This window comes from Streptomyces sp. GS7 (genome assembly GCF_009834125.1).
Classification (GTDB): Bacteria; Actinomycetota; Actinomycetes; order Streptomycetales; family Streptomycetaceae; genus Streptomyces.
This window is the reverse complement of sequence record NZ_CP047146.1, coordinates 4,315,083-4,334,319: the sequence shown is the minus strand read 5'-3', so window position 1 is coordinate 4,334,319 and position 19,237 is coordinate 4,315,083. Positions and strand designations below refer to the sequence as shown.

At 68.4% G+C, this 19,237-nt stretch carries 20 protein-coding genes and 3 pseudogenes; 13 read left to right on the top strand and 10 right to left on the bottom strand.

From position 1 onward, the window contains the following. Positions 1 to 98: 98 nt before the first annotated feature. Positions 99 to 641: pseudogene (locus GR130_RS19095) on the bottom strand (GNAT family N-acetyltransferase); the annotation flags it as partial. Here GR130_RS19095 and GR130_RS40650 point away from each other — a divergent pair. Further along, positions 640 to 927, top strand: coding sequence for a hypothetical protein (locus tag GR130_RS40650; RefSeq protein ID WP_236573196.1), 288 nt, complete (start codon positions 640 to 642; stop codon positions 925 to 927). The pseudogene GR130_RS19095 and the gene GR130_RS40650 overlap by 2 nt on opposite strands. Before the next feature lie 385 nt (positions 928 to 1,312). After that, positions 1,313 to 1,492: pseudogene (locus GR130_RS40645) on the top strand (histidine phosphatase family protein); the annotation flags it as partial. A 337-nt stretch (positions 1,493 to 1,829) separates the two neighbouring features. Here the strand turns inward: GR130_RS40645 and GR130_RS19080 are convergent. Both GR130_RS19080 and GR130_RS19075 read right to left on the bottom strand, forming a co-directional pair. Beyond that, a pseudogene (locus GR130_RS19080) lies at positions 1,830 to 2,042 on the bottom strand (recombinase family protein); the annotation flags it as partial. A 157-nt stretch (positions 2,043 to 2,199) separates the two neighbouring features. After that, positions 2,200 to 2,868 carry a DciA family protein gene (locus tag GR130_RS19075; RefSeq protein ID WP_236573195.1) on the bottom strand — a complete coding sequence of 223 codons (669 nt, stop codon included), beginning with the start codon at positions 2,866 to 2,868 and terminating at the stop codon, positions 2,200 to 2,202. Between the two features lie 134 nt (positions 2,869 to 3,002). On the opposite strand from GR130_RS19075, the gene GR130_RS19070 reads away from it, so the two are divergent. From GR130_RS19070 to GR130_RS19060, 3 genes are all read left to right on the top strand, one after another. Continuing rightward, positions 3,003 to 3,212 carry a helix-turn-helix domain-containing protein gene (locus GR130_RS19070; protein WP_159505849.1) on the top strand — a complete coding sequence of 70 codons (210 nt, stop codon included), beginning with the start codon at positions 3,003 to 3,005 and terminating at the stop codon, positions 3,210 to 3,212. Further along, on the top strand, positions 3,212 to 3,775 hold the full coding sequence (locus GR130_RS19065; RefSeq protein WP_159505848.1) for a Clp protease N-terminal domain-containing protein: 564 nt from the start codon (positions 3,212 to 3,214) through the stop codon (positions 3,773 to 3,775). The genes GR130_RS19070 and GR130_RS19065 overlap by 1 nt, the downstream gene beginning before the upstream one ends. 147 nt (positions 3,776 to 3,922) lie before the next feature. Next, entirely contained in the window at positions 3,923 to 4,081 is a 159-nt protein-coding gene (locus GR130_RS19060) for a hypothetical protein (protein ID WP_159505847.1), read from the top strand. 181 nt (positions 4,082 to 4,262) lie between these two features. Here GR130_RS19060 and GR130_RS19055 read toward each other — a convergent pair whose 3' ends face one another. Beyond that, the gene (locus GR130_RS19055) at positions 4,263 to 5,033 is read right to left on the bottom strand and encodes a uridine kinase (RefSeq protein ID WP_236573193.1); all 771 of its coding nucleotides are present in this window, start codon (positions 5,031 to 5,033) and stop codon (positions 4,263 to 4,265) included. A 407-nt stretch (positions 5,034 to 5,440) separates the two neighbouring features. Here GR130_RS19055 and GR130_RS19050 point away from each other — a divergent pair, with 407 nt between their 5' ends. Then, positions 5,441 to 5,896, top strand: a complete 456-nt coding sequence (locus GR130_RS19050; RefSeq protein WP_159505846.1) for a nuclear transport factor 2 family protein — start codon at positions 5,441 to 5,443, stop codon at positions 5,894 to 5,896. A 447-nt stretch (positions 5,897 to 6,343) separates the two neighbouring features. On the opposite strand, the gene GR130_RS19045 is transcribed toward GR130_RS19050, so the two are convergent. The 3 genes from GR130_RS19045 to GR130_RS19035 form a co-directional block, all read right to left on the bottom strand. Then, positions 6,344 to 6,517 carry a hypothetical protein gene (locus tag GR130_RS19045; RefSeq protein ID WP_159505845.1) on the bottom strand — a complete coding sequence of 58 codons (174 nt, stop codon included), beginning with the start codon at positions 6,515 to 6,517 and terminating at the stop codon, positions 6,344 to 6,346. Between the two features lie 362 nt (positions 6,518 to 6,879). Next, complete coding sequence (locus GR130_RS19040) at positions 6,880 to 7,281, bottom strand: hypothetical protein (protein WP_159505844.1); 402 nt, start codon at positions 7,279 to 7,281, stop codon at positions 6,880 to 6,882. Between the two features lie 195 nt (positions 7,282 to 7,476). Beyond that, positions 7,477 to 7,761, bottom strand: coding sequence for a hypothetical protein (locus tag GR130_RS19035; RefSeq protein WP_159505843.1), 285 nt, complete (start codon positions 7,759 to 7,761; stop codon positions 7,477 to 7,479). Between the two features lie 237 nt (positions 7,762 to 7,998). Between GR130_RS19035 and GR130_RS19030 the strand changes: the two genes are divergently transcribed. Beyond that, complete coding sequence (locus tag GR130_RS19030; protein ID WP_159505842.1) at positions 7,999 to 8,664, top strand: nitroreductase; 666 nt, start codon at positions 7,999 to 8,001, stop codon at positions 8,662 to 8,664. Between the two features lie 784 nt (positions 8,665 to 9,448). Then, positions 9,449 to 10,537 carry a serine hydrolase domain-containing protein gene (locus tag GR130_RS19025; RefSeq protein WP_159505841.1) on the top strand — a complete coding sequence of 363 codons (1,089 nt, stop codon included), beginning with the start codon at positions 9,449 to 9,451 and terminating at the stop codon, positions 10,535 to 10,537. 336 nt (positions 10,538 to 10,873) lie between these two features. Here GR130_RS19025 and GR130_RS19020 read toward each other — a convergent pair whose 3' ends face one another. Beyond that, positions 10,874 to 11,281 (bottom strand): hypothetical protein, encoded by a 408-nt coding sequence (locus GR130_RS19020; protein ID WP_159505840.1) that lies wholly within the window; start codon positions 11,279 to 11,281, stop codon positions 10,874 to 10,876. A 553-nt stretch (positions 11,282 to 11,834) separates the two neighbouring features. Between GR130_RS19020 and GR130_RS19015 the strand changes: the two genes are divergently transcribed. Beyond that, positions 11,835 to 12,293, top strand: a complete 459-nt coding sequence (locus tag GR130_RS19015; RefSeq protein ID WP_159510083.1) for a nuclear transport factor 2 family protein — start codon at positions 11,835 to 11,837, stop codon at positions 12,291 to 12,293. Between the two features lie 76 nt (positions 12,294 to 12,369). On the opposite strand, the gene GR130_RS19010 is transcribed toward GR130_RS19015, so the two are convergent. Then, positions 12,370 to 13,968: an FAD-dependent monooxygenase gene (locus tag GR130_RS19010; protein ID WP_159505839.1), complete on the bottom strand. Its 1,599-nt coding sequence runs from the start codon at positions 13,966 to 13,968 to the stop codon at positions 12,370 to 12,372. A gap of 82 nt (positions 13,969 to 14,050) precedes the next feature. Between GR130_RS19010 and GR130_RS19005 the strand changes: the two genes are divergently transcribed. Together GR130_RS19005 and GR130_RS19000 are read left to right on the top strand one after the other, a co-directional pair. Beyond that, positions 14,051 to 14,716: a TetR/AcrR family transcriptional regulator gene (locus GR130_RS19005; RefSeq protein ID WP_159505838.1), complete on the top strand. Its 666-nt coding sequence runs from the start codon at positions 14,051 to 14,053 to the stop codon at positions 14,714 to 14,716. A gap of 270 nt (positions 14,717 to 14,986) precedes the next feature. Beyond that, positions 14,987 to 15,928, top strand: coding sequence for a cytochrome P450 family protein (locus GR130_RS19000; protein WP_159505837.1), 942 nt, complete (start codon positions 14,987 to 14,989; stop codon positions 15,926 to 15,928). A gap of 62 nt (positions 15,929 to 15,990) precedes the next feature. On the opposite strand, the gene GR130_RS18995 is transcribed toward GR130_RS19000, so the two are convergent. Further along, positions 15,991 to 16,302, bottom strand: coding sequence for a hypothetical protein (locus tag GR130_RS18995; RefSeq protein ID WP_236573191.1), 312 nt, complete (start codon positions 16,300 to 16,302; stop codon positions 15,991 to 15,993). Between the two features lie 1,025 nt (positions 16,303 to 17,327). Here GR130_RS18995 and GR130_RS18990 point away from each other — a divergent pair. Together GR130_RS18990 and GR130_RS18985 are read left to right on the top strand one after the other, a co-directional pair. Further along, a complete protein-coding gene (locus GR130_RS18990) occupies positions 17,328 to 18,302 on the top strand; it encodes an alpha/beta fold hydrolase (protein ID WP_159505836.1) in 975 nt (324 codons plus the stop codon). A 23-nt stretch (positions 18,303 to 18,325) separates the two neighbouring features. Continuing rightward, positions 18,326 to 19,129: a MerR family transcriptional regulator gene (locus GR130_RS18985; protein WP_159505835.1), complete on the top strand. Its 804-nt coding sequence runs from the start codon at positions 18,326 to 18,328 to the stop codon at positions 19,127 to 19,129. Positions 19,130 to 19,237: the final 108 nt, after the last annotated feature.

Sequence of the window (19,237 nt, the reverse complement as noted above, 5' to 3'; positions counted from 1 at the left end):
CGAGGACAGGTCCCGGCCCTCCTCGATGAGCGGTGGCCAGCAGATGCACAACCGCCCCGATCGCGGCGGTACCGGCCATCGGCGGTACCGGCCGATCGGGGCGGCGTGACCGGGTACCACACGCCCATCCACTGTTCGGCGCCCCACGCCTCGTACCGTTGCACCTCGGCGAACCCCAGCTTCGCCGCGAGGCCCATCGAGCGGTCGTTGGCGGTCTGGGTGCAGAGCACAACCGGCTCGCCGGGAAGCGCGTCGGCGAACCAGCCGAGCACCGCCGCGCACGCCTCGGCGGCGTACCCGCGTCCCCATGTCTCCGGCAAGAGCAGGTAGCCGAGTTCGGCCTCCCCGGCATCCGGACGGACATGACTCCGACGCTCCGCGTCGCGCCGGTTGAGTTCGATGATGCCGATCATCGCTCCGTCGAGCTCGATCACGAAAAGGCCGGGGCGCCTCTCGGGCGTCTCAGGCAACGTGCGCTCTAACTCATCACGCGGCCGAGGGCCACCGAGGTAGGTATGCACCTCCGGTGAGGCGAGCAGCTCGATGAACACCACACGGTCCCGGGCCTCGGGCTCGCGGAGCACGAGCCGCTCGGTCTTGATCGGGGTAGGTGGCCAGGCGACGGATCCTAGTTCAGTCATGGCCGGCAAGTTATCGCACGCCCGCCGGGCAGGAGCCTCAGACGATCGACGGCGGCAGCAGCTTCCGACCCGTCGAACCGATCTGGATATCGGTCTCCGTGCACGGCTCGAAACCGTGACTGTGACCGTGACCGTCTGGGACATCCTGGGCGAGTTCTTCGACGGCCTTGCGCGCGACTTCCGCTCGCTCAGCATCCTCGTGTTCCAGCCGAACCCACGGATGCATCGGCCTGAGGCACAGCACTGGACCCGTGGGTTCACGCTGAAAAGCCTTCGGTTTCCCTGAACCCCCGGGGATCACGGCCCGGGAATCCCAGCTCGGACACCACCCGCAAAGTAGACGGCGTGCCCAGCTGCGGCCGGGAGCGAGGTGTCATCGGAGTCCTCATCCGCGGCACTCCGGGCAGTTTGCCCACCTGGGACAGAGATAGGAGCTCCGGGCCCACATGCTGGGCTCGGCACACAGCATGACGAACACCCGATGTAGTGCGCGGCCGGCCGGCCCCTTGTCCACGGGTGCGCATCGCGGTGCCGCACCCCTTGTGTCCACCTGAAAATCGCCCCGTTGTCCAGGCCGAATGTGCCGACGTTCCCCTGGACCACATGCGCAACCCACCCGCTCTGCTCCCTTTCGCTGCACGATGCAGGAGCACGACCCGTGCGATCGCCGCATGCAAGTTCGGCTCACACTTCTCACGGCCGCGCGCAGCGCCCCGCTGTTGGCCGAGCGTTTCCACGAGGACCGGCCGCTCGACCAGGCCGGCCGGTACGAGGTGCAACGCGCCGCCCCCACCCTGCGGCCGCTCGCGGCCGCGGAGTTGCGCTATTGCTCGCCGACCCCGCGCCGACGCGGGCACCACCGCGGCCAAGCAGCGCGACGACACAGCACCCCAGAACCAGCACCAGGCGCACGAGCGAGTCGGCGAAGGAACGAGCAAGACAGCTGAGGGCAGAGAAGGAACCAAGGAGTCGCCGCCCGCAGCCAGCCCCGGCACCGTACTTGCACAGCGTCGTACGGAAGACCCCGAGCAGCCTCGCGACCAAAGTGACCATGCTGTCCAACTGCGCGAGCAAGGCTCCGGCCTGCCCGACCTGTTCGGCGGTCGTCGCCAGCGGCCGCCCGATGCGCTTACCGCAAGCGCGGGCCGCCACCAGGCCCTCGTGGGTGCACTGCACGATGAGTTCACGGATGAACTCCGCCAGGGCCGCGAACACGTGGAACACCAACCTCCGACCCGAGGTGGTGGTGTCGAGCGCCTCGTGGAGCGACTGGAAGCCGATGTCCCGCTTGCACAGGCCCGACACGATGGCGATCAGGTCCTGGATCGAGCGGCCGAGCCGGTCGAGGTAGGGCACCACGAGAGTGTCTCCGAGCCGCGGGTAGTCGAGGCACCTCCACAGTTCCTCGCGTTCCCCGTCCTCGCCCGATCAGCTGCTCTTCCGAGTCCGCGCTGCCCAACACCGCCGCCTGGACCCGCCGTTCGTCAGCCCCCACAAACTCCCCCATCTCCTCCAGCCAACTCACCGCGTCACCAGTGGAGTTCCCCAACCAGATCGCCTATCGGCTCTGCTCATCCCGTACGCCCCAGCTGTGATGCGCCCGCTGCCCTGCCGACCGCTCCGTCCACGGCCTACCCCTTCCAGGCAGCATGCTCGGCCCGCGCCCGGCCTTCCGCCTGGGCGTAGGCTGCGGCGGCTTCACGGCGACGTTGGGCGCGGAGCTGCTCGATCGGGGCGGGCGCATCGTCCGATACAGCGTGGGGCCCCGGCAACGACCTCCGATCGAGCCCGCACATCGCCCGGTTCCGCCGCTCCACCGCGTCCATGATGGCCGGGCCCTCCCCGCGCGGCGGGCCGCCTCCTGGTGCGCGGCCACGGCGCGACGGTAGCCGTCCGAGGCGGTCTCCCGGGTGCGCATCGGCCCGAGGGGCGCGGACGCAGGCGCCGGATCAGCGTCGGCTCGCTCGGGAACGGGCACGGCGCCCGGCGGCAGGATCCGCCGGACGCGGACGACCCTGCGAACGGCCGACGCGTTGGCGGCCGCCATAACGTGAGCCTGCCCCAGGCGCGCCTTCGTCGCCCAAGCCGACGACTTCGGGCGCACGTTGAGCCGGGCCGGAGCCCGCGTGAAGCCGACGACGGCCACGACCTGTCCGGCCGGCTCCGGGACGACGGCTGCCCACCGCTCGCGCAGCGCCGCGGCGGCGGCCGGGAGTTCCCCGCGCATCTCGCCGCCGGGTCCTTTGGCACCTACGGGTGCCCGACTCCGGGACGCCCAACAGGTGCGGTGAGACTGGTGTGATACCGGTTGACGTCAACCAATGTTGACACGATCTTTGTTGTCAATGTAAGTTGACACGCATGACTGAAGCAACGGATCTCGCCGCGCGGGCGAGCGACCCGGACCCCCGGGCCGGGCTCCGCGCCGTGGCCGCGCTGCGCCGGCTGCTGGAGCGGCTCGAAGCCGTACAGGTGCGGAGCGCCCGCGCGAAGGGCTGGTCCTGGCAGGAGATCGCCACCGAGCTGGGGGTCAGCAGGCAGGCGGTCCACAAGAAGCATGGGAGGCGCTGATGTTCGAGAGTTTGACGGTAGGTGCCCGGGAGGTGGTGCGGGGTGCCGTCGAGCACGCGGAGCGCACCGGCAGCGACACCGTCGGCGAGCCGGAGCTGCTGCTCGCACTGCTGGACCGCACCGGCTCCCCGGCCGCGGCCGCGCTCGACACGCTCGGCGCGCGGCGGGAGTCGCTGGCCGGGGAGCTGGCGGTGGACCGGCGCCGGGGCGGTATCTCGGCGGCCGACGCGGCGGCGCTGGCTGATCTCGGAATCGACGTGGACGAGATCGTCGCGCGAGTGGAGCGGTCGCACGGCGCCGGCGCGCTGGCCGACGGGCCCCGGCGCGCCGGGCGCGGGAAGCGTGTGCGTCGGAGGTTCACGCCGGAGGGGAAGGCGGTACTGGAGCGCTCACTGCGGATCGCGGGCGGGCGCGGCGACCGGCACATCGGCGAGGAACATCTGCTACTGGCGCTGACCGCCCGGCCCGGTCCGGCAGGGTCGGTACTCGCCGGACACGGGGTGACGTATGACGCGGTGGTGCGGGTGCTGGAAAGCGCCCGCCCGGCTGGACGGGACAGCTGAAGGGAGAGGAGCGTGATGCGGAGCCGCCCGGGCGCAAGGTGCGCTCCACGAACGGCCGCAGGGTAGCCACACGAGCGCCGATGCACCGGCGTACCTGCGCCTGAGCACCGGCCCGCGGGAAGCAGCGTGCCGGCCTCGGTCCTCGCCATGGCCCACCAGATACTCGACGCCCCCGTCGTGCCGATGGCCACCGGATCGATCGCACTGTTCCTGGTGGTCTTCACCACCGGCACGCTGCTGAAGCCGCACGGCGGGGCCGTCGGGAAATCCGAGCAAACCCCCGCCTCTGGAGGCCGACCGGTCTGAACCAGCAGGCGCACGTCCTACCGCCGCCGGCTCCGGCCACACCGCCCCGATCGCACCGCTCCCGCTGTCGCCCCGTCACTCGCGGCCTGCGCGACTGGCCCACCGCCTGCGGGGGCGCGTCGACCGCCCGGCTCCCGAGATCGCTGCTGGTCTCACCCGGTGGTGTCCTTGCGGGCTGACGTCACGGTGTCACGACCCGCGGACGCGCGAACACCGAGTTGTCGATGACGACGTCCATCATCCGCAACGGGTCGACTTCCTGAAGATAGATACCCTCGGCTACCAGATACCTGTTGCGATGGATCGACTCGGCTTCGGATCCGGCCCAGTCCTGGTCACGCTCGGCACCCCGCTGAACGGACAGCTCTGCATCCACCTGCAACCAGATGCGGAAGTCCCAGTACTCATTGATCTCGGGGCGGAAGGCGAAGACACCATCCACGATCAGCACGGCATCCGCCCCAAGCGGCGTCGCGTCGGACGAGTGATCTCGCTGGGTCAGTGGGTCGATGCTGCACAGGGCACAGGCCGTCGCTCCCGATGACCGGCAGGGATCCAGCAGCAGGCGCTTGACCGCCTCATAGTCATACGCGTTGCGGTAGTACCCCTCACCAGACTCCCGGTCATAGAGGTGCCGCTCCCTCCACGGCTTCTTGAAGTCGTCGAGAGTCGCCCGAAGCACTGGCCGCCCCGCAGCACTGATCCACTCAGCCAGTTCATGTCCGAAGCTCGTCTTCCCAGCAGCGGTGAAGCCGTCGACCCCCACGAGCAGACGGCCCTGGCCGAGAGCCAGGATGCGCTTGGCGATCTTGTCGACCAGCATGCTGCGTTCGACGGAGACCGCCGGATGACGGGGCTGCCGCCACGACGAAGCCGAATGATGCACGTCCCGCCGTGGTGATCCCATGAAGGTGAACCTATCGGCTGGTTCAACGGCCAGGAAGATCACCATCAGCGCTTACAGGGCCGCCCCCCACGGCCATCCTTCCAGCCCAGCAGACACGATGAAGCGAGACAGCCGTCGGCAACTGCTTGGCGCGGGCACGATGAGATGAGACACGGACGTGGTCCCCTCTCACGTCAAAGCACATCCTCGCTGGTCAGAAATCCCCGCACAGGCAAGTTCGAATCAGACGGGACAGCACGCCGGCGGCCGACCTCGGACCGCCGGTGTCCCGTCTCGGCTGAAGTGGTCCGCGTCTCAAGTGATTTGGTCCGATTCGCCGCTGATCTCAGGTGTCTTGTGGGGTTTGGCCGCCATGCCGGGCGACTGGCTGGGGTGCAGCGGAGATTCGCCTGCGTCGAGGGCGGCTAGGCCGTACTGTTTCACGTGCCCTCAGAGCCCAGGATGGAGGAATCGTGCCGCAGACACCGAGGCAGTTACTCGAACGCTTTCAGCAGGCGATGCTGGACTTCTCGCCGGATGCGCTGGCTGACCTGTTCGCCGAGGACGCCGTCTATGAGTTTCCCTTCCTTGCCCCGCAGCGGGAGGCGTCTCGCTACGAGGGGCGCGAACAGATCCGTGCGGGTTTCACCCGGGCTTGGGCTTCGCCGTATCCGTCACCAGTGGTCGGGTTCCGCGACGTGCGGGTGCACGACACGTCGGACCCGGAGCTGATCATCGCCGAGCATGAGTTTGATGCTGTCAATCACGCCACAGGAGAGACTTTCGCATCACGGTTCGTACTTTTCCTGCGGGCTCGCGGAGCACAGATCGTCCATGTGCGGGACTACGCCGACGTTCTGAGGCTCTCAGCCGGCTTCGGGCGGCTGCCCCAACTGTTCGGGCAACTGCAGAGCACTGACCAGAAGTAAGGCACGGGACGGCTGACCACCCAGGCGCGGCTTCAGTTCGAAACCCCAGACGGACCAGATCAACTGAGACGGCAACGGGCACCTGCCTTCCCGGGCCAGATCAACCGAGATACTCGGCGTCCTCACGTCTCACCCATTCCGGTCGCCCCGGGTCGGAGCGCCGCTGCACACCAGACCATTTGCGACGGGACAGCCGGTTTCTGTCCGGTCTCGGAGGATCTGGTCCCAGCACCAGCACCAGCACCAAACGGAACGGTACGGAACGCCCCAGGAAAGCGTGATGCCCTGACATCTGGGCCGGCTGGTGGGCTGGTCGGCTCCGATCCGGAGAGGACCAGTCGCACCCCGCTGACCGCCCGCATCGCCTGCTTCGCTCACCGCATTGCGGCCGACCTGCCCGGCGCCCGCCACACCTGCTTCCGCCCGGATCTATCCCAGGCAGGGAGCTCAGCCGTCGAGTAGGAAGGAGCCGCTCAAGATGTTTTGAAGACCTTCGGTGATAGGGGCGGTTCCGACCCGAGCAGCTCCGGAATCGGGCCCGTCGGCGTTGGCGGTGCCGGCTCCAAGGATGATCAGCACGGAGGCCGTTACTGCTGCAGCGAGAGCGGTCAGGCGCTTCATGAGGGACTCCACTCGTCAAGGCGACTTATCGGCAAGATCACTCGCCATCCTTCCCCCCACCACCCGAACCGCCTCCAGCCGGCAGCCATGTCACTCCAACGCCACGCCGGTGCTACTTGGACAGCTCCGGCTCAGGTCTGTCGTGGCCTTCTTCGCGGAGTTCCTCACCGAGGCCCTCGGTCCGCGTGTCACGGCCTCCTGCGGGTCGCCGAGGAACCACCCTGCGGCCCATGAGGCGTACGGCCCGCCCCGGAGCAGGCGACAGCCGCACCCTGGAGGGGGTGCGGCTCGGCCGGGCGAGCCGGGCGTTGCCGACTGCTCAGCGCGCTTCGCAACGGGCCCGCTTCGCGGCGCGGGCTGGATCAGCCGCAGTCGGGCGTCATCGAGCCGACGGGCGCGCCGCTCAGTTCCTTGTCACCGAAGCCATTGATCTCCTGTTCGGAACCGGCGAAGTGCGCCTTGTCGTTGAGGCGCACGATGCAGCCGAAGCTGTCGGGGATCGGATTGCGCGCCGACAGTGGCTTGATCACCGGGTCGAGCGAGTCGACCTCGGGAATGGTGAAGCCGGTTCTGGTGACCTTGGCGTTGAGCCGGTAGAGGACCTGCCCGGTCTGGTGCGGCCCGCCGAAGAGGCAGAACTCGCCCTTGCGGCAGGCGTTTGACGCCTCGGAGGCGTCGGCGGCCGAGGCGACGGGCGTGACGGATGCCGAGAGGCCGATGACTGCCAGAGAGGCCAGACCGAGGCGTATGGCGCCATGTGGCACGAGAACTCCTTGAATGGGAAACGAAGGGGCAAAACCTGCCACACGTCAACCTACCGAAGACCAATTCACGATCAATGGGCCTTAACGGAATCAAGATCAATTCCAGCCAGGAACCAGCAGCATCGATGGGGCAAGCGCCCAACAAGACCCGTGCGTCCCGAACTGCCGGCCATCGTCACACTCACTCTGCAGCCGTCAGCCGACGCCCCAGTTCCCCGCGAAGTGCCGTGCACAGTCGCCTTGCTGGTCGACAACCATCCACTCGCTGGGCATCCGGCGGGCCCAGTCGACGAGGTCGAGGCCGGTCTCATCAACGATAGGGAGGCGGAAGGCATCGACCGCGTACTGGCAGGCAAGCGACTCCGGCCGCTCGGCGGCAACCTGCTCGGCGGCGACGACCTCGGCGACCTCGGCGGCCGCAGCCGCCGAGGTCGTCGTCGCGGCCGTCCGCCCGGCTCGGCGCCCGCTCCGTCTCCCCAAGGCGGGTGGACGCCTGGTGACGGCCTTTCACCATGGCCGCGTCGTGGGCCTGCTGTCCGCATGGCAACGCCACCAGGCGAGGTCCGGACGCGGGGGCGGCCCCGGCGCCGCTGTCGGCCGATTCCAGCGCCTTGGGACCTGCCGCAGAACTCGGTGCGATCCGGGTCACGTTGCTGCCTGCTGTCTGTGCTGACGACGATAGAGGGGTGTTGTCGTTGAGTGAGAGGTGGAGAAGACGTGGATGTGTATGAGGCGGTGGACAGTCGCCGGGCTGTACGGGCGTTCAGCGATGAGCCGGTGTCCAAAGAGACTCTCGAACGAGTGCTGGCTGCAGCGACACGGGCTCCGTCGAGCGGGAACCTCCAGCCGTGGCATGTCTATGTCGTGACCGGTGAGCCCTTGGCCGAACTGAAGAGGCGCGCGACAGCCAGGGCTCTGGCGGGAGACCCGGGTGACGAGCGGGAGTATCCGATGTACCCGACCGACCTGGCCTCGCCGTATCTGGATCGCCGTTCCGCCGCGGCCACCCAGCGGTACAAGGCGCTGGGGATCGAGCGCGACGCCCCCGACAGGCCCATGAAGATCGCCGCCTTGAACTCGGAGGCGTTCGGAGCGCCGGTCGTACTGTTCTGCTACCTCGACCGGACGATGGGGCCTGGGCAGTGGGGGGACGTGGGAATGTACCTCCAGACGGTCATGCTGTTGCTGAGGGCGGAAGGGTTGCACAGTTGTCCCCAGGTGATGTGGACGATGTATCGCAAGACCGTCAGCCAGATCGTCGGAGCCGATGACGGGCTCGTACTGTTCTGCGGTGTCGCGGTGGGATTCGAGAAGGAAGGCGTACCGCGGCTGCGTACCGGGCGGGCGGACATGATGGAAACAGTGAGCTTCATCGGAGTATGACCGCTCCGGCGTCACGGGAACTGGGCTGCGAACAGCGGAAGTCAGGGACGTTCAAACGAGAGCGTCGTGACGCCAGAGCGATACAGCGGTAGAGCGATACATCGCACCGCGAATCGCCTCGGCAGCAACTCGTGCACGTGGTCGATGGTGCCGAGGTTTTTGTCGGTGGAGGATGGAGCGATCCGGAGCGCTGTGTATGCCTTGGCCAAGTGGGTTGGTCAGGAAGGGCGGTCAGGAGGGCGTATGTGACGAGCCTGCGCAGGTGTGGGTTGCCGGACGGGGTGAGCTCGGTCTCGATCGCAACGGCGCCCCGCCGCCGGCTGTATCCGATTCTCGCTGGTTCGAGGATGTGGATGTGGAAGTGTAAGTAGTTGCTGTCAACAGGGGCCTCCGCCTGTTCTGTTCCGCCTCACCGGTCCTGAGCGGTTCTCACCGACGGCCGGTGACCCACAGCTCGCCTCACCGGACATGTGAGGCGCAGTTCAGGACGTCGCCGGACCGGCCGAGGGGCGCTGGGTGGTCGCCGCCTCGGCCCGTCTGTCTGACGGCCGTAACAGCCCACCCGGCAAGGGACGCCGGTGCGTTGACCGATGGCGTCGCCCTTGCTTGGGCTTCGATGTGAGTGCGAGGGCTCCGGTGCGGCAGGGCGAAGATGGTTCGATCTCGTCGAAGGTGGGTTGTTCTCAGACATTGATCGGGTCCGCGCCCCGGGACCTGGCAGGCTGCCCAGAGGCGCTGTCGGCTTCGCCGGCGGACGAGGGAGCGGTCTTTGGGGAGGCTGGGGTTGGAAAGGGTTCTTCACGTCCTGGACGAGGAGATCGGCTTGGGGGATCCCTGGGAGGGCGTGGACGCGGAGGCTGTGGCACGAGCTGCCCGGCAGCAGGCCGAGCGCCCGGTGCCGGGCGTCACGGACATGGCCTCGTATCTCGCGGCTCAGGTTTCCGATGACTCCCACCGGGAGGTCGTCGGTCCGCTGCTCGATGGCCAGGGTGCGAGCGGCGTCGTCGTCCGGCACGGAATGGTGATCGCGTCCTGGGGTGACCCGACGCGCGAGGAGATGGCGTACAGCGCAACGAAAAGCGTGCTCGCTCTGGTGGCCGGCATCGCCCACGACGACGGCATGCTGATCCTCGACGAGCCCGTGTGCGTCCACGTAGGGCTGCCGCAGTTCGCGGATGCCCATGGGCGGGCGATCACCTGGCGCCACCTGCTGAACCAGTCGAGCCAGTGGGAGGGCGAGCTGTGGGGCAAGCCGACATGGGCCGATGCGCAAAGCACGCGCGAGGGCACCGAGTCGACCGGCGGGCCACCCGGCGAGGGCTGGGCGTACAACGACGTCCGCGTGAACCTGACCGCCCTGGCACTGACCGCCCTGCTCCGCCGTGCACTGCCGGACATCCTGCAGGACCGCGTCATGGCCCCGATCGGCGCATCGTCGTCGTGGCTGTGGCACGGCTACAGCCACTCCTTCCTGGACATCGACGGCACCCGCGTGCCGGTGGTCTCCGGCGGCGCCCACTGGGGCGGAGGACTGTGGATCAACGCGCTCGACCTGGCCCGCATCGGCCACTTGTGCCTGCGCGGTGGCCGATGGGGCCACACCCAGGTCCTCTCCGCCCGCTGGATGGAGGAGATGTGGACACCGTGCCGGGTCAAGCCCAACTACGGCCTGTCCTGGTGGCTCAACGACAGCCGCACGGTATGGCCGGCCGCTCCGGCGACCGGACGCTGCGCCCGCGGCAACGGCGGCAGCCACCTGCTGTGGGTTGACCCTGCCCGCGACCTGGTCATCAGCTCCCGTTGGGGAGGCGAAGTCGAAACCCTCCTCACGGCGGTATCGCAAGCGGTCACACCTGGCCCGCCCATCGCCTGATACCGCATGCCGTCTCCGCTCCCCTCGCACCTGGCCAGGCCCCTCACCGAAGACTGGCCGCCACGAACGGACTTCACTGGTCAGACATGCAACCGGTCACACTTCGGTCGGAAGGGCCAATCGTCGGGGAGACGCGCCGCCGTCGGTCCTACCGACGGCGGCGCGGGGGCGGTAGCACGCCCACCTCGCACCGGGTAGCTCTCGCCGACCCGGACGCCCTTCGTCCGCACCCTTCCACAGTCCCACGCAACAAGCTGGCTGCCCCGTCGCGCTGAAGAGCCCACCACATCCCGCAGGACAACGTACGGACAGTTGAGCGTGCTCACCGAAGCTCGGTCAACGCACCCTGACGGTTTCGGTGGGCGTGACCATCTGCAGATGGAGCTTGTTCGCGTTCCAGCCCGTCTCGTAAAGCGCCCCGCGGAACTGCAGCGTGCCACGGTGCTCGGCCCGGACCCATGTGTCGACCGCGCCGCCGTCGAAGACCGCACCGTGAGCGCACTTCACCGTGCGCCAGGATCCGGTGCCCTGTCGTTGCTGCACACAGAACTTCTGAAAGCGGTCATCGTCGTTCGAGGCATCCCCCTTCACGTGGACGCGCGCGCCGGCCTTCACGACGTGCGGGCTCACCTTGAAGTCGTAACTGATCTTCGCAAAAGCCGTCACCGCACTCAGCCCGAGTGCCGATATGCCGACTGCCGCAACGACGGCCGCACGTGCAGTACGTCGGTTGACAACGCCCATCGCCTGTCTCCCCCTTCGGATGGTCTTGTGCTCGGCAAGAGTGAAGAGGCTTCAGGGCACGAAGCCGTTCCTCGGCCCGCAGCCGCCCGTTCCGCTCACCGATCGCAACCTGTCAGAGGGCGAATGACGGAACACCGTTGCCCCGCGGTTCGTCATTTTTCGGCGGCTCTCAACCAAGTGGGGGCAGCCCTCCCAGAGCCTCCGAGATTCCCCTGTGCTCCAGCCTCTCCACCTCCAGCCTCTGCGCCGCAGTTGAATCGACAGGGCCGCCCATGCTGAGGACGCGGCCTGCGCGTGACGTAGTGAGGGTGTCCCCATTGACGCTGAAGGGCTCAGGCTGCCGGCCGGCCCTGTCGGCATTCAGGTTGTACCGGAGGACACATCGCCCGAGCTCGGAGACGGCGCCATCCGCCAGTTGGGAAGGGACACGCGGGGCTGGGGGACGCGCCCTATGGCGCCCCGGTTCTCGCTCGCGCCACCGTTGACCGCGTGACCAGGCCAGGGCCCTGCGCGATCGTGTTCTGGGCGGCACCCTCGCGGAACTGCTCGGTCTCTGACCGCGCGCACGACGCCGACCGTACGAGGAACGGCGCACACAGGAGGCCGGAGAACGTCCGCCGGCTGCGCTGCCGTTGGGGAACGGACGATCCACGGAGTCACCCACCGCGAGTTCACCAAGCTGCCCGAGCTGTACGCCGAGGACGCCGTCGTGGAGCACCCGTTCGCTCCGGTGGGCTCACCAGAGCGGTTGCTGCGGGGCCGTGACGAGCTGAGGGAACACTTCAGCCGGGTCCTCACCCGTGGACTCGACATGCGGGCGGAGGACCTGCTGGTCCACGAGACCGCCGACCCCGAGGTGATCATTGCCGAGTTCAACTACCGGGGCCGGGTGGCGGCGACAGCGGAACCGATCGAGATCGCGTGTGTCTTCGTGATCCGCCTCCGCGACGGGCGGATCGTCTCCTCCCGCGACCACGCTCACCGCGCCGCGTCGCCGCCAGGAAGCTGCTGACGCGACACCTCTCTGGCGGAGCCGGCTGCGTAGGTGGGACCGGGGGCTTCTTCCCGCCGCGGCGTGCCTGCCGTCGTCAGCCCTGCCTGGCGAGGACCGTGCGGAGGACCTCGGCGAGTACCGCGGCCGGGTCCTTCGCGGTGGATTGGCCGCGCCAGGCGACGAAGCCGTCCGGGCGGACGAGTACCGCGCCGTGGGCGCCGATGCCGTGCGCCTTCTCACCGCCCTCGGTGTCGATGTCTGCGCCGAGGACGTACGGGTGGACTTCCACCCCCATCGCGGTGCCGAGGTCCTTGGCGGTTTTGGCCCACAACTGGCCGTGGTGGCCGGCCAGGAGGACGAAGGTCTCGCCGTACAGGTCGAGGAGGGAGCCGCCGTCCGCGGTCGGGTGGTGCGGTGCCCGCGTGCCCGGTTGTGCACGCAGCTCGACGGCGGGGATCGGTTCGGTCTCGTGGTTGCCGGGCACAGCCGCCGAGGCGTACCGGAAGCCCATCGTCACCGCCGAGTAGTCGAGCAGTTCCACCTCCGCACCGCCGGCCATCCTGTCGCCGAAGCGGGCGAACGCCTGCTGCATGGCGAGCCGCCCGTAGGGGCGCCGCTCGGCGTCGTAGGTGTCGAGCAATCCGGGGCCGGCCCACCCGTTGAGGACGGCGGCGAGCTTCCAGGCCAGGTTGTGGGCGTCCTGGATCCCGGTGCTCCCGCCGAACCCGCCCGTGGGAGGCTGGATGCGCGCGGCGTCCCCGGCCAGGAACACTCGGCCCGAGTGGTAGGACCGTGCGACGTGGGCGCCGATCGGGAAGCCGAGCACGGTGACGTCGGTGCCGGGGATCTGGGGCCGCAAGGAGACGTCGATCTCGTCCAGTCCGGACGCGTCCCGCACCATCTCCGCCACGCGTTCGGTGGTGAAGTCCTCCACCGACTCGCGCCGCGGGTCGTATCCGGTGCTGAACAGCCATCGCGTGCCCGAGTCGTCGTGCGGCATCATCGAGCTGAACGGGCGCGGTTTTTGCAGGTAGGCGATGCCGATCTTTCGGCCGCGCACGGCGGCCGAGAGGTTCGCGTCGACGATTGCGGTGATCGTGTCGAACAGCACTCCCGGCCCGTCCGTTGCGATCCCCAGCCACGTGCGGATCCGGCTGTTCGCCCCGTCGGCCGCGATGACGTAGTCCGCGCGGATCGCTCCCTCGCCGCCGCCGGCGCGGTCCCGGACGGTCACCGTGACTCCGTCGACGTCCTGGTCGAGGGCGGTCACCTCGGTCAAGTACCGGATGTCGGCACCGAGTTCGCGGGCGCGGTCGCGCAGCAGGAGTTCGAGCCGGTCCTGGTCGATCCCCGCGTAGGCCGACGGGCTGTAGGTGCGGGGGTCGACGGACTCCGCGTGGTCGGCTTCCTCGACCGGTTCGTACTCGTCTGCGAGCGTGTTCGCCCGCAGCGGCACGAAGACGTCGTCGCCGCCGCCGCGGAAGCTCTCCTGACGGATCGCCGGACCGAGTCCGACCTGGCGGAGGACCTCGACGGTCCGCGGTGTGATGCCGCGCAGCCTCGGGTGTAAGAGCAGGTCGGGGTGGCGCTCCACCACCGTCACCCGGACGTCCTTGTGGGCGAGGAAGACGGCGGCGCTCAGCCCGGTGAGGGCGCCTCCGACGACGAGTACCTGAGTCTTCTGCTGATTCATACCGAGGAGAATCAATCACCCAGATGAACTTGTCAACCAGATGGTTGATTATGCTGACCGGCCGGATGGCAGAATCCTGGCCATGACCAGTGAGAAGAGCGGCACCAACGCACGGCGGTCGACGCGGCGGGCGCCGGCGGCGCACGAGCGGCAACGCGATCCCGAGCGCACCAAGGCGTTGATCCTCGACGCCGCGACCGAGGTGTTCTCCGCGAAGGGCTTCGCCGGCGCCCGGGTGTCCGAGATCGCCGCGCGCGCCGGTGTGAACCAGCAGCTCATCACGTACTACTTCGACGGCAAGGAGGGCCTCTACCGTGAGATCGGCCGGCGGTGGCGGGCTTACGAGGCCCAGGCGGTCCCCGACGACATGGACCACGCCGAGATGATCAAGCACTATGTGCGGGCGAGCGTCGACCCCCGGCTCGGGGGGCGCCTCCTCGCCTGGGAGGGCCTCGCCGACACCGGGGAGGACGACGAAGAGGCGGCCGAACGCAACGCCCGGCTGCAACACGAGGTGGAACTGATCCGCAAGCGTCAGCTGGCCGGCGAGCTTGACGACCGGTTCGACCCGGCCGCGCTGCTGCTCATCGAAATGAGTGCGGCGAATGCGCTGGCGATCTACCCCCAACTGGCGCGCGGCCTGTTCGGCGCCGACGGAAGCTCACCGGAGCTGGTCGAGCACTTCGCCGAGCAGCTCGCCCGGCTCATCGAGTGTCTCGTGGGCAGCAGCTCCGGCCAACCCGAATGAGGGGAGTGAACCCATCGCCCGTCCTGTCCCTCAGGGAGCTCACATCGGTTCGGCTCCGGCTGCGTAAGGCACACGACACCGACCGCGACGGACTCATCGAGCTTCAGCCGACGAGCGCTCGGGCAGGCTCGCCACCCGCCTCGGCTTCCACCACGTGAGCACCTTCGAGGCACACGACGCGGAGCACACCCTCGCCGCAACCAATCTGCACTCGTTCACAGTCTGAACGGCACGCCACTGCCACCGGCTCTGGACGCCAACCTGCTGAACATGGACGGAGCGGACCACCTCCGACTGCGCCGACTGGTTTCCCGGACCTTCACACCTCGCCACGTCGAAGCCCTGAAGGACCGCGTCCAACTCATCGCCCGGCAACTGGCCGACGACATCGCCGTACGCGGCAGGGCCGACCTTGTCGCCGACTACGCCAACCCTCTGCCTCTCGTCGTCATCGGCGACCTCCTGGGCGTACCCGATGAGATCCGGCGCCCGTTCTCCCGGTGGGCGGGCGCCATGCTCGACCCCGAGTACCCCGGACAAGTCGCCGAAGCCGTGGAGCACATCCATCGCCATCTCCTGGACCTTGTGGCCCTGCGACGCGGCACCCCCGGCGACGACCTCCTGTCACGGCTGATAGTCGCACGGGACCAGGGCGAAAGACTCACCGAGAACGAACTCGTCTCCCTGGGCTTCCTGCTCCTGTGGACCGGGAGCGAGAACACCCAACATCTCATCAGCAGTGGACTGCTCGTCCTGCTCCGCCATCCCGAGCAACTCGCCGCGCTGCGCAGGGACACCAGGCTCCTTCCGGCCGCGGTGGAGGAGATCCTGCGCTTCACCCACCCCAACCAGTTGGCCATCCGCCGCTTCCCGACCGAGGACATGGAACTCGGCGGTGTCATGATCCCCGCCGGCGACACGGTCATGCTGGCCTTGAGCTCGGCCCACCGCGATCCCGCGTGCTTCACCGACCCCGACCGGTTCGACATCCGACGCCAGGACAACGCGCACCTCGCCCTCGGCCACGGCATCCACTACTGCCTGGGGGCACCGCTCGCCCGGATGGAAGTTCAGGTTGCGCTGTCCACACTGCTGGAACGATTCCCCCACATCGACCTGGCTGTCAGCGAAGACCGTCTCCCATGGCGGGCATCGTTCAGGTCCCATGCCCTCAGGCAACTCCCCATCACCGTGTCGACCACTCAGGGCTGACCTGCGTACTGGCCGTGCTGGAGAGGAGCCGGCGGCGTCGGAGCGCAGATGCGGTGGCGCTACTACGCCCCCGACATGCTCCGGTACGTCACGAACAGGAACCAGAGCACCGGTATCAACGCCCCCAGGATCGCGGGCCGTCGATACAACGGTGCTCCGGGATCCAGCTGCGGGCCGGGTTGCCCTGGGATCGGCGCCGGGAGTTTGCCCAGCCTGATCCTGGCTACGAGGTTCCAGATGAGCGTGAAGGGAGTGAACAGGAAGAGGGAGAACGGACTCCACCAGCCCTGCCAGAGCGTACTGCCGGTCATCTCACGGCACAGCGCGATGCCGCAGCTCCGGCAGAAAGGGCCCTTCATGGTCAGGAATCGCATGAGGATGAGAATGCCCTGGTGTCCCCGTACGGTGACGTCCGCGGCCGGCACGGCACCACACAGTCGGCAGCCGGCATGGTGCGGAAGCGGAGCCTGCTGAAACGGTGCCGGGTGCCCCTGGTTCCAGGCGGGTGCGGACTGCTGGTGCTGGCCCCAGGCGACAGGTGCCTGGGGTTGCCCCCACCCCCAGGCTGGCGGGGCGGCCTGCGGGTGGGGCGGCTGGTACGGCTGGCCCGGCTGCGGATGAGGGGCCTGGAACGGCACAGGCTGAGGCTGAGGTTGCGGCGGAGTCGCCACGAATTTCCCCCGTGTGTGAATCAGTGCAAACAGAAAGCGCGTGCCCGCCGTCGGACGGCGAGCACGCCGGATATGTCTACCAACACCCGCACGGGAATTGCAACGAGAAGCGTCACGGTGCCATCGGCATCCCGTGGGCAGGAAGGCGGCGCCGACGCAGTCGGGTCGGGCACAACATCCCGCGGTGCTCAGTGGGTTGGGCAGGCGCAGAGGCTCGAAGTTCTGCCAGACCACGGCTTGTGCGACTGCCGGTTCGTCCTCCAGTGCCTGGTATGACACGCCGATGAGCAGTACACCGTCGGGCGCCGTGCCCCGACCTGAGCGGTTCGCCGCGGGGCGGTTCCTGCGACCGCACGCTACGGGCGCGTCCACCGCCGCGACTGCGACAGTCGACCGAGCGGGTAACGGCGGCCACCGCTCAGCAGCGAGGATCAGCTGCTGGTGGCCTTCGGGCCTACCGCGCGATACCCCCCATTTCCGAGCACCGCGGTGTCAGCGGCTCGGTCGGCTACGGCTTTCTACAAGCCGGTACAGGTTCCTCGCTCCGCCACATCCCGGCAACCGCGAGGCGCACCGGCCGCCGTACGGCAGCACGGCGGTCAGGGGTTGCGCCGTGGTGACAGCTGAAGCCGGCCGCCGCGATCCGCGGCCGGCGGCGGCAGGTGTGCCGAGGTCACTCGCCGCGGCGGTTGACCCTGACGCAGGGGCAACCTCTCAGCATGGTGGGCATGACTACGAGAACCAGTGCGAGCGAGGTCGCGGGACTCCACAGGGGGTACGGCCAGCATGAGGTGGTCGCCGGAGTCGACCAGGGACTGCGCCAACGGACGGGCAACGACAGGCCGACGGGCGACGGCGGGGAACGGATCGGTAGAGACGACCGGACGATGCGGCACTTCGCGGTCCACCACGATGGCGTGACGATCCCGGTGTCCCGTGGCGGCCGGGGGCGACCGCTGGTCCTGTGCCCTGGGCTGAGTTCGACACAGGCCGATCTGCACGAGCTGACCGAGCTGCTGCGGCGCGACTACGACGTGGTGACCTTCGACCTCAGAGGCCATGGCCTCGCCTCGCCCGCCGACCGGTACTCCTTCGAGGCGTTCCTCAGCGATCTCACCGCGGTGATGGCGGAGTTGGAACGACTCGACCTGCCCGAGGCACCCCTGCTCGTGGGCTACTCGCTCGGCGCGGACCTGGCCGTGCACTATGCCTCCGAGCGTCCTGACACCGTGGCCGAACTTTTTCTCATCGACGGCGCGAACCCGGTGCCCGAACCGTTCATCACCGAAGCCGACCTGGCGGAGTTCCGCAGCATGTGGGAGGAGCAGGCGGCGCGGCAAGAGGCCGAGTGGACCACGGACACCATGGACACCACGACTGAAGTGCTGCTCACGGCACAGGACATACTCGATCTGAATCTCGAACTCGATGTGCTTCGTTCCGGAATCCTCGACCAGTACCGGAAGATCGACCACCCGACAAGCCTGATCATGTCGACCTCGATCGCCGGCGACAGCACCGAAGGGCGTGCACCGCGACACAACCAGCTCTGGCGTGACGGCATCGAACGGCTCATCCGCGAGCGGCCGCACGTCTCCACCTCCTGGCTCGACGCCGATCACCGACTGGTCTTCACCCACGCCCCGGAAATCGCCCGGATCATCCGGAGCGCGCACCGTCCTGTCGGCAGGCCGACTTCGTAAACAACTCCTGGGAGACTGGTTCGATGCTGACCATCGGCGAGCTGGCGTCGTACGCCGGAGTGACGGTGCGCGCGGTGCGGCACTATCACGCCAAGGGACTGCTGCCGGAGCCGGAGCGGGACCGCTCCGGCTATCGGAGGTACGACGCCGGCGCCGTGGTCGAGTTGATCAAGATCCGGACCCTCGCCGGGGCCGGCGTCCCGCTGGCGCGCGTGCGCGAGCTGCTACAGGCCGACGAGCAGGAGTTCGCCGCGGTGGTCACAGACATCGACAAGCGGCTGCGGGCGGAGATCCGGGAACGGCAGCGGCACCGTGAGCGGATCGCCCGCCTCGCCTCCGGGGACAGCCTGGCGCTGCCCTTGGAGGTGGTCGGGTTTCTCGACCGGCTGCGGGCGCTCGGGGTCGACGAGCGGATCGTTCAGGTCGAACGCGACGGCTGGATCCTGCTGGCCGCGCACTCACCGGAGCGAGTCCCGGAGTGGATGGCGCGTAAGCGGGAGCAGATCGCCGACTCACCGCTCATCGACTTCTATCTCACCCTCGGTCAGGCACTCGATCACACCGAAGACGATCCGCAGCTGGTCGGGATGGCCGACGAACTGGCCACCTACATCACGCAGTTGGCCGACAACCAGGGCGATTTCTACGTCGACGATGCCGACATCGATCCACCGTTCGCCAAGCTGATGGACACCCTGGCCTTCGACACCGCGCCGCCGGCCCGTCGGCTGATCCAACTGCTGAAGAAGCGAGGCTGGACCGGCTGGACCAAGCTGGAGCGAGTGGACCCCACACGGGATGCGGCCGGAACACGGCAGGAGGACTGAGGTGCACTCTCCCGGATACTCGACCTGGCGGCCGGGCACGGGCTGGGACTCGTCGACGAGACCGTGTTCCCAGGCACCGGTCAAGGCCGCAGCCCGAGACGATGGCGC

What these genes read in the sequence shown, in the direction of transcription:
- GR130_RS19065 (WP_159505848.1), top strand. Translation starts at nt 3,212, where the DNA reads ATGTTCGAGAGTTTGACGGTAGGTGCCCGGGAGGTGGTGCGGGGTGCC.
- GR130_RS19075 (WP_236573195.1), bottom strand. Translation starts at nt 2,868, where the DNA reads ATGCGCGGGGAACTCCCGGCCGCCGCCGCGGCGCTGCGCGAGCGGTGG.
- GR130_RS19020 (WP_159505840.1), bottom strand. Translation starts at nt 11,281, where the DNA reads ATGGGCGTTGTCAACCGACGTACTGCACGTGCGGCCGTCGTTGCGGCA.
- GR130_RS19060 (WP_159505847.1), top strand. Translation starts at nt 3,923, where the DNA reads ATGGCCCACCAGATACTCGACGCCCCCGTCGTGCCGATGGCCACCGGA.
- GR130_RS19070 (WP_159505849.1), top strand. Translation starts at nt 3,003, where the DNA reads ATGACTGAAGCAACGGATCTCGCCGCGCGGGCGAGCGACCCGGACCCC.
- GR130_RS18985 (WP_159505835.1), top strand. Translation starts at nt 18,326, where the DNA reads ATGCTGACCATCGGCGAGCTGGCGTCGTACGCCGGAGTGACGGTGCGC.
- GR130_RS19000 (WP_159505837.1), top strand. Translation starts at nt 14,987, where the DNA reads ATGGACGGAGCGGACCACCTCCGACTGCGCCGACTGGTTTCCCGGACC.
- GR130_RS19045 (WP_159505845.1), bottom strand. Translation starts at nt 6,517, where the DNA reads ATGAAGCGCCTGACCGCTCTCGCTGCAGCAGTAACGGCCTCCGTGCTG.
- GR130_RS40650 (WP_236573196.1), top strand. Translation starts at nt 640, where the DNA reads ATGGCCGGCAAGTTATCGCACGCCCGCCGGGCAGGAGCCTCAGACGAT.
- GR130_RS19005 (WP_159505838.1), top strand. Translation starts at nt 14,051, where the DNA reads ATGACCAGTGAGAAGAGCGGCACCAACGCACGGCGGTCGACGCGGCGG.
- GR130_RS18995 (WP_236573191.1), bottom strand. Translation starts at nt 16,302, where the DNA reads ATGCGATTCCTGACCATGAAGGGCCCTTTCTGCCGGAGCTGCGGCATC.
- GR130_RS18990 (WP_159505836.1), top strand. Translation starts at nt 17,328, where the DNA reads ATGACTACGAGAACCAGTGCGAGCGAGGTCGCGGGACTCCACAGGGGG.
- GR130_RS19055 (WP_236573193.1), bottom strand. Translation starts at nt 5,033, where the DNA reads ATGGTGATCTTCCTGGCCGTTGAACCAGCCGATAGGTTCACCTTCATG.
- GR130_RS19010 (WP_159505839.1), bottom strand. Translation starts at nt 13,968, where the DNA reads ATGAATCAGCAGAAGACTCAGGTACTCGTCGTCGGAGGCGCCCTCACC.